Below are 7964 nucleotides of genomic sequence, written 5' to 3'. Positions count from 1 at the left end.
CAGTGAATAGTTAACAGCGAAAAACGCTATTTTTTTCGTGCCCGATCCAGATACCTGGCGATGCGTCCGATGGAATCCTCGAGATCGTCCACCCGCGGCAGGAATACTACGCGGAAGTGATCCGGGTCTGGCCAGTTGAAGGCGGTGCCCTGAACAATCAGCACTTTCTCTTCGCGGAGCAGGTCCAGCGCGAAGGCTTCGTCATCTTCGAACGGGAATACTTTGGGATCCAGTTTCGGGAACAAGTAGAGTGCGGACTTTGGCTTAACACAGCTGACTCCCGGAATGGAGTCCAGCATTTCCCAGGCCAGATCCCGCTGGCGGCCAAGGCGGCCTGTAGGGAGTACCAAATCGTTGATGCTCTGGTAACCGCCAAGGGCGGTCTGAATCGCGTGTTGGCTGGGAACATTGGCACACAGACGCATGCTGGCCAGCATGTCCAGGCCTTCGATGTAGCTTTCAGCGCGATGCTTGGCGCCGGAAATGACCATCCAGCCGGCACGGAAACCGGCCGCTCGATAGTTCTTGGAAAGCCCGTTGAAAGTGATAAACAACAGATCATCGGCCATGGAGGCGATGGAGGTATGTTCCTCGCCATCGTAGAGAATCTTGTCGTAAATCTCGTCGGCGAAAACGATCAGGTTGTTCTCGCGGGCAATCTGCAGCAGCTCCCGCAGCATGGCGGGTTCATAGTTCGCCCCGGTGGGGTTGTTCGGGTTGATGATGACCAGCGCCTTGGTGTTCTTGTTGACCTTGGCGCGGATATCCTCAAGGGAAGGCTGCCAGTCCTGTTGCTCGTCACAGAGATAATGCACCGGGGTGCCGCCGGATAAACGGACTGACGCCGTCCACAGTGGGTAATCCGGCGCGGGCAGCAGTACCTCATCGCCGCTGTTGAGCAGCGCTTGCATGGCCATCACAATCAGCTCTGAGACGCCATTGCCGATAATCACATCATCTACGGTGACCCCTTCGATGCCCTTGGTCTGGGTATACTGCATCACGGCCTTGCGGGCCGGGAACAGGCCTTTGGAGTGGCAGTAGCCAGTGGATTCGGGCAGGTTACTGATCACGTCCTGGAGCAGTTCTTCAGGAGCCTCGAAACCAAACGGGGCGGGGTTGCCGATGTTCAGTTTGATGACGCGATGGCCTTCGTCTTCCAGGCGGTGCGCTTCACGCAGCACCGGGCCGCGGATGTCATAGCAGACCCCTTTGAGTTTGTCAGACTTGTTGACGTGGTACTGATCGCTGCTCATGCGCTTCCCGTGTTAATCCAAGAGTTGAATTGGCCAAACAGCGATTCTACAACGCTGCTAAAATACTGTATATCCAGCCTGAAGTTTTCATTCAGACCTGTGAATCATTACCCGGTTCCGGCCCGGGAAAACGCAAACCGACACGGAGAGATGCATGACCCCTTTCAAGGATTTATTGGCCCTGGCCGTCAACCGCAAGGGGAGTCTGGAGAGGGTAAAGCAGCAACTGCCGCTCGTGGCGGATGGGACAACCCTGCGCTCCCGTGATGATGCCTGGTATTTGTCGGTGATGACCCGACGTATCTTCCGGGCCGGACTAAAGCATTCTCTAGTGGATAACAAATGGCCAGCGTTCGAGGAAGCGTTCTTCGGGTTTGATCCTGCCAAGTTGGTTCTTATGCCCGATAGCATGCTGGACGACCGGATGCAGGACACCCGTCTGATCCGTCACTGGGGCAAGATGAAGGCAATCCGCCACAATGCCCAGTTTGTACTGGACCTGGCTGAGGAATACGGCAGCGTAGGGGAGTGGCTGGCGTCATGGCCTGAGGAAGATACGGTAGGCATGTGGATGCTGCTCAAGAAGCGGGGGAAACAGCTTGGAGGTAACTCTGGCGCGGCCTTCCTCCGTATGACAGGGCGCGATACCTGGTATCCCACTGGAGACGTCACCGCTGCCCTGAAAGCCCAGAATGTCATTGATAAGCCTCCAGTGAGCCAGAGGGATCAGCGCGCAGCTCAACAGGCGTTCAACCTCTGGCAGCAGGAAAGCGGCTGGCCACAGGCGCATATCAGTAAGGTGCTTGCCTTTACCATCGGCTGATTTTCCGTTGCTTCATTGCGCCAGAGCAAGGTTTCGGGCTTGCTGGTGCTCAAGCCATAAATGATAATGAGTCGCCTTTCCAATATTGAAGTGGACCTTTCATGACCTTTGCACAGATCACGGGGCGCCTTTTTCCCGCCCTGCTTGCGTTTATCTGTTTTTCCCAACCCGTTTTTGCCAGTAACCAGACCGCGCTGGTCCAGTTGGTGGAGTATGTTGGTGCCGATTACATCAATGCCGTTGTGGACGGTGAGATTGTCAGTGCAGATGAATACGCTGAGATGACCGAGTTCTCGGCCTTGCTGGCAGAAGGGGTGGCCAATTTGCCGGATGCGGCAGGCAAGAGCGAGCTGCAATCCCGGGCTGACTCCCTGCAACAAGCGGTTTCAACAAAAGCCTCTGAAGCCCAAATCAAGTCGCTGGCCCAGGCCATTCGGGCTTCACTGGTTGAGGTGTATGGCATTCCCGTGGCCCCCAAGCAGGCACCAGACCTGGAGAAGGCGGCGACGCTATACCAGACACAGTGCGCGGCCTGTCATGGTCAGAATGGCCAGGGCGATGGTCCTGCCGGGGTCGCTCTGGAGCCTGCGCCGACGGACTTCACTGAAGTGGCGCGTTATAACGGCCGATCCTTGTTGGGACTGTATACCACCATCACCCAAGGGGTGGAGGGCACCGGTATGGCAGCCTATGAAGGGGCGTTGAGCGACGAGCAGCGCTGGGCCCTGGCGTTCTATGTGGGGGCCAAGGCGGTGGATCAAGATACCGCTGAAGCGGGTCAGCAGGCGTTTGCAACTATTCCCGGTATGAAGACCGGCTTGACCCTGGATGCCCTGGTGGCCCAGGCACCGGAGGATGTACTCGATAGCCAGGGGCCGCAGGCCTATGCGGCACTGGGGTACTTGCGGGCCAATCCCGAGGCGCTGTTCAACAAGAACCGTTTTATAGCCTTGAGTCACGCCAAGCTGCAGCAGGCTGATGAAGCCTATCAGGCTGGTGATCAAGCAGCAGCCAAGGCGGCGGCATTGTCGGCCTATCTTGATGGCTTCGAAATGATTGAACAGCAACTGGCGGCGGTGGATGGTGAATTGCTGCGTGCGGCAGAGGCTCGGTTTATGGCCGTGCGTGAAGCCATTGACCGTCATCGCGATGCCGGTGAGGTGTCACTCAAGGTGACCTCTGCCAGTGAGGTGCTGGACGACGCGGCTGCCGTGCTGGCAGGTGACGGGCTGAGCCCGGCGGCGACCCTCTCAGCCAGTTTCTTTATCTTGTTCCGTGAAGGTCTGGAGGCGTTGCTGGTGGTAGCCGCCCTGTTGACCTTTACTCGCAAGGCCAATGCCGCTCGCGCGACGCGCCATATCCATCTTGGCTGGATCGGTGCCTTGGTCGCCGGTGGGCTGACCTGGTACGTGGCCAACACCCTGATCCACTTCAGCGGCGCTTCCCGCGAAATGACTGAAGGCGTGGCGGGCATTGTTGCCGCGCTAATCCTGTTCTATGTGGGTTTCTGGATGCACAGCAACAGCAACAGTCAGAAATGGCTGGGCTATATCCGTGATCAGGTGGATAGCGCGCTGGGTAATGGCACCGTGTGGGTGCTGACGTTTGTGTCGTTTATTTCGGTATATCGCGAGATCTTCGAAACCATCCTGTTTTATCAGGCGCTGTGGAGTCAGGTCACGCCGCTGACCCAGCCGTTCCTGTTTTATGGCATCGCAGCGGCATTGGCTGCGCTGGCGGTGGTTTGCGTGCTGTTTTTCCGCATCGGCATGAAGCTACCCCTGAGCCTGTTTTTCCGCGTCACCAGTATCGTGCTGCTGGTGCTGTCGGTGATCCTGCTTGGCAAGGGCATTGCGGCGTTGCAAGAGGCTGGCATGATCAGTGCGTTTTATCTGGCCGTACCGACGGTGGACTGGCTGGGCGTGTACCCCACGATTCAGGGCGTGCTGGCGCAGGTGATAGCTGTGGCTCTGGGAGCGATGCTCTGGCTGCGTGGTAACAAGGCAAGCACTGAATAATTCCCTGCTTGCTCAGCGTGGCCTGGAGCGTGCAGCTGTCAGGCTGAACGCATGACTGTTCTTGTTCGCTCATCGGTAATACCCTTTGTCGCAGAACGTGGTATCAGGAAAGAGGCACTCAGGTGCCTCTTTCTTTTGTGCCGTCCATTCGATTGATAAATCCCCAGCACGAGTTTCCTATGTCCCATTCCCCCCATGCTTCTTCTTCCAACACCGCACTTCAGATCAGTTTTCTTGGTATTGGCTTGATGGGGCTGCCCATGGTCAATCGGTTGCTGGAGGCGGGGTTTGCGTTGACGGTATGGAATCGGACCCCGGAGAAAGCCGCTTTTTTCCAGGGGCGGGCGCGACTGGCGCCCAGTCCGGAGGATGCGGTGGATGACGCAGATGTGGTCATTACCATGCTGGAGAACGGTGCGGTGGTGGATGCGGTGCTCTACCAAAGTGACGCCATTAGCCGGTTGAAGCCCGGGGCGCTGGTGCTGGATATGAGTTCCATTGAACCTGCGATGGCTCGCCTGCACGCCCAACGCGTGGCACGCCAGCAGGGTGGCTATCTGGATGCCCCGGTTTCCGGTGGCACCCGTGGAGCAGAGGCGGGCAGCTTGTCGATTATGGCGGGCGGCAGCGAAGACGATTTTGATCGGGCAGAGCGGGTATTCGCAGCCATGGGCCGCGCTACGCATATTGGCCCGGCAGGCAGCGGCCAGCTGGCAAAACTGGCCAATCAGGCCATCGTCGGGATCACCATTGGTGCGGTGTCAGAAGCCTTGCTGTTGGCTGCCAAGGGCGGTGCTCGGCCGGAAAAGGTACGCGAGGCCCTGTTGGGCGGTTTTGCCGGCAGCAAGATTCTTGAACAGCACGGTGAGCGTATGCTGGAGCGCAATTTCGAGCCCGGTGCTCCCGCTCGTATCCAGCTTAAAGACCTGCGGATGATTCTGGATGAGGCCAGGGCAGAGGGGTTGACCCTGCCGCTCAGTCAGCGAGTGTTCGAGGAATACCGGGCCTTGCTGGCCAGTGGAAACGGTGAGGTGGATCACAGTGGCCTGCTGCTGGAACTGGAGCGACTGAATGGCGTCAGACTGGACATGGCCGCCAACGTCGACGGGGAATCCTGATGCCAAGATTCGCAGCTAATCTCTCCATGCTATTCACGGAGCATCCTTTTCTGGAACGCTTTGCGGCAGCGGCGCAAGCAGGTTTCGAAGGGGTAGAGTATCTCTTTCCCTATGAATGGCCGGCAGCCGAGTTGGCGGCACGATTAAGAGAACACGGGCTTGAGCAAGTACTGTTCAATCTTCCGCCGGGTGATTGGGAGGCGGGCGAGCGCGGTATTGCCTGTCTGCCGGATCGGGTAGAGGAGTTTCGTGAAGGGGTATTTACGGCGCTGGAGTATGCCCGTGAACTGGGATGCTTGAGGCTCAACTGTCTGGCCGGGCTGAAACCTGACAGCGTTCCTGACGGCGTGGCATTCGATACCTTGGTGAATAACCTGCGTTTTGCGGCGGATTTACTGGCAGCAGAGGGAATCATGCTCACCGTGGAGGCGATTAATTCCCGTTTGGATATGCCCGGCTTCTTGCTGGATGGCTCAGGCATGGCCATGGCGGCCATTGACGCTGCCGGCCGTGACAATATCCGCCTGCAGTATGACATTTACCACATGCAGATCATGGAAGGAGATATTTGCCGTTCCCTTTCGCGATTGAGTCCCCATATAGGGCATATCCAGTTTGCGGATAATCCTGGGAGGCACGAGCCGGGGAGCGGTGAGATTCGCTTCGACCATGTGTTCCGTCATATCGACAGCCTCGACTATGACGGCTGGGTCAGTGCGGAATACCACCCGTCAGTCAGCACACAGGAAAGCCTTGGCTGGTTTCGGCGGGGCTAATTCAGTCAATTTTATGGATTCATGATGCGATTCAATTGGGGTGGCAAGATCATTCTCAGCTTGTTGGGAATGCTGGTAGGCGGGCCAGTAGGGCTGGGTATCGGTCTGTTGATTGGCCATATGCTCGACAGAGGGGCCGAGAGGGTTCAAAGCTTTAACCCGTTCCGTCCCTATGGCCCTGGTGAGCAGGAGGCAGTACAGAAAGCGCTGTTTGATACGGTGTTCTCTGTGATGGGGCATCTGGCCAAAGCCGATGGTCGGGTCAGCGAGGATGAGATCGCGCAGGCAAGGGCGGTCATGGACAGGATGCAGCTCAATGATGAGCAGCGCAGGGAGGCCATAGGCTTGTTCAATCAGGGCAAGGCGGCTGATTTTCCCCTTGAGGCGACAGTGGAACAGTTCGCTGTTGCGGTGCGCCATCGCAAACAATTGATACTTGTGTTGCTGGAAATCCTGCTACAGATTGCGTTGGCGGATGGTACGCTGCACAAGGAAGAAGAGGCTGTTCTGCTGAAGGTCGCAGAAGGTCTTGGCGTGCCACCACAGCAATTCCGGCAGATACTCAATATGCTGCTGGCCCAGGCGCAGTTCAGTGCTGGCCAGGGTGCAGGTCAGGGTGGTCAGCAACGCGGCGCAGGTACTTCAAGACCCTCCTTGTCACAGGCCTATCAGGTGCTGGGTGTGTCTGAATCGGCATCTAATCAGGAGATCAAGAAGGCCTACCGGAAGTTAATGAGCGAACATCACCCCGACAAGCTGGCTTCTCGCGGTGTACCGGAGGAAATGATCCGCCTGGCCACCGAGAAGACAGCAGAAATCAGTAAAGCTTACGAGATGCTTCGGGAGCAACGGGGCTTCCGATGATTGCAAAGGCCTCTGGCGGGCGCGCTGTTGTCCCGCTGTGATGTTATATGCTCAGCCCGGGCAGCCTGTCTGCCTTGGGCATGGACCAGCCGCTACTGACCAGTTCGCTTTCTCCGCTCCACCAACGATTCAGTAAACGCGTTGCCAGCCCCGCCCGTGCTCGTCCCTGCAGTCTTTCCCTGGCTTCGTAATAGACTGGCTGATATCTGAGTTTATCTGGCAAATGGCAGAGGGTATCCATCAGCCGTTGCAGCTGACGCTGATAACGGCGGTGATTGGTCAGATTTGCCGGCGCAAGATCAAAAGCCTCAACCAGCGAGGGGGGGACGGTGAACGATGCCAGTGCCGAGTAACTCCCGAACGGAACCCGGTTCGGAAACCCTTGTGAGCGTATCAGTGCGTTCCCCAGCTGCCGTCGGGTGTTACCCAGTGCACGGGTCTGTGCCTGTTGCTGTTGCCACCAATGGCGATAGGCATGCCAGTGAGACGGTAATTTTTCTTCACGTATGCCCATGATCTCGGCCAGCAGCATGGTTTCCTCAAATAGCCTTTCCTCGAGTGCGGTGGTCAGTGGGCCAATGACTGCCTGATAGATAGCCAGGCAGGAATCCATCCATGCAGTAATGGCGTAGAGCAGGGTTTCGCTCTCACGAACATCGAACAGCGTCTTGCGCCGCTGCGCCTGATCCGAGAGCGTCATCATTGCCTGCTCCTGATTTCCGAAAACGACTTTCATCAAAAAACGGTGGCTGTGCTGCAAACGCTGGATGGCATCGCTCTCACTGGGGAGAAGCTGGGAAAGTCGGCTATTGGCCAAGGCTAGTACCAGGATTCTTCCCTGTGAAAGTACGGTGATGTTTTCTCTGAGCAGTTGCCAGGTGATGGAACCAGGGCCAAAAAACCTGCATCCGGATGGGCACACTGGCAGCAGGCTCGGCTGATGCCGGTTTCGATATCGTCTCGGGTGATGAGTTGTGGTAATGCCATCGGTCACGCCCCTCAATGGGTGTAAAGCTGGCAATCCATGCCAGTTTGATCGCGAACTACCACCTGCAATCAGGTGACTGCGTAGCCGGGTAAGAGTTCAAGGTGTCTCTGAATAACTCCTT

The 7964-nt window shown here is 57.2% G+C and carries 7 protein-coding genes; 5 read left to right on the top strand and 2 right to left on the bottom strand.

Translation table 11 applies throughout. The annotated features are described in order from the left end of the window. Positions 1-26 precede the first annotated feature (26 nt). A complete protein-coding gene (locus Y5S_RS18935; RefSeq protein WP_035235556.1) occupies positions 27-1256 on the bottom strand; it encodes a pyridoxal phosphate-dependent aminotransferase in 1230 nt (409 codons plus the stop codon). A gap of 154 nt (positions 1257-1410) precedes the next feature. Between Y5S_RS18935 and Y5S_RS18930 the strand changes: the two genes are divergently transcribed. The 5 genes from Y5S_RS18930 (at position 1411) to djlA (ending at position 6855) form a co-directional block, all read left to right on the top strand. Further along, entirely contained in the window at positions 1411-2079 is a 669-nt protein-coding gene (locus Y5S_RS18930) for a DNA-3-methyladenine glycosylase I (RefSeq protein WP_035235554.1), read from the top strand. Between the two features lie 101 nt (positions 2080-2180). After that, positions 2181-4097: a cytochrome c/FTR1 family iron permease gene (locus Y5S_RS18925; RefSeq protein WP_052041726.1), complete on the top strand. Its 1917-nt coding sequence runs from the start codon at positions 2181-2183 to the stop codon at positions 4095-4097. 179 nt (positions 4098-4276) lie between these two features. Next, the gene (locus Y5S_RS18920) at positions 4277-5215 is read left to right on the top strand and encodes an NAD(P)-dependent oxidoreductase (RefSeq protein ID WP_052041725.1); all 939 of its coding nucleotides are present in this window, start codon (positions 4277-4279) and stop codon (positions 5213-5215) included. Then, positions 5215-5991 (top strand): hydroxypyruvate isomerase, encoded by a 777-nt coding sequence (hyi, locus tag Y5S_RS18915; protein ID WP_035235551.1) that lies wholly within the window; start codon positions 5215-5217, stop codon positions 5989-5991. Before Y5S_RS18920 ends, hyi begins: the two co-directional genes overlap by 1 nt. Before the next feature lie 24 nt (positions 5992-6015). Beyond that, on the top strand, positions 6016-6855 hold the full coding sequence (gene djlA, locus Y5S_RS18910; protein ID WP_035235549.1) for a co-chaperone DjlA: 840 nt from the start codon (positions 6016-6018) through the stop codon (positions 6853-6855). Between the two features lie 43 nt (positions 6856-6898). On the opposite strand, the gene Y5S_RS18905 is transcribed toward djlA, so the two are convergent. After that, positions 6899-7591, bottom strand: a complete 693-nt coding sequence (locus Y5S_RS18905; protein ID WP_231552751.1) for an oxygenase MpaB family protein — start codon at positions 7589-7591, stop codon at positions 6899-6901. Positions 7592-7964: the final 373 nt, after the last annotated feature.

The organism is Alcanivorax nanhaiticus (genome assembly GCF_000756665.1).
GTDB classification, from domain to species: domain Bacteria; phylum Pseudomonadota; class Gammaproteobacteria; order Pseudomonadales; family Alcanivoracaceae; genus Alcanivorax; species Alcanivorax nanhaiticus.
Note: the sequence above shows the minus strand (reverse complement) of the source record. Positions and strands in the feature narration are given on the sequence as shown.

Bases quoted from the DNA above. Each gene is read 5' to 3' on its own strand.
- Y5S_RS18935 (WP_035235556.1), bottom strand. From the start codon at position 1,256: ATGAGCAGCGATCAGTACCACGTCAACAAGTCTGACAAACTCAAAGGG.
- Y5S_RS18930 (WP_035235554.1), top strand. From the start codon at position 1,411: ATGACCCCTTTCAAGGATTTATTGGCCCTGGCCGTCAACCGCAAGGGG.
- Y5S_RS18925 (WP_052041726.1), top strand. From the start codon at position 2,181: ATGACCTTTGCACAGATCACGGGGCGCCTTTTTCCCGCCCTGCTTGCG.
- Y5S_RS18920 (WP_052041725.1), top strand. From the start codon at position 4,277: ATGTCCCATTCCCCCCATGCTTCTTCTTCCAACACCGCACTTCAGATC.
- hyi (WP_035235551.1), top strand. From the start codon at position 5,215: ATGCCAAGATTCGCAGCTAATCTCTCCATGCTATTCACGGAGCATCCT.
- djlA (WP_035235549.1), top strand. From the start codon at position 6,016: ATGCGATTCAATTGGGGTGGCAAGATCATTCTCAGCTTGTTGGGAATG.
- Y5S_RS18905 (WP_231552751.1), bottom strand. From the start codon at position 7,591: ATGAAAGTCGTTTTCGGAAATCAGGAGCAGGCAATGATGACGCTCTCG.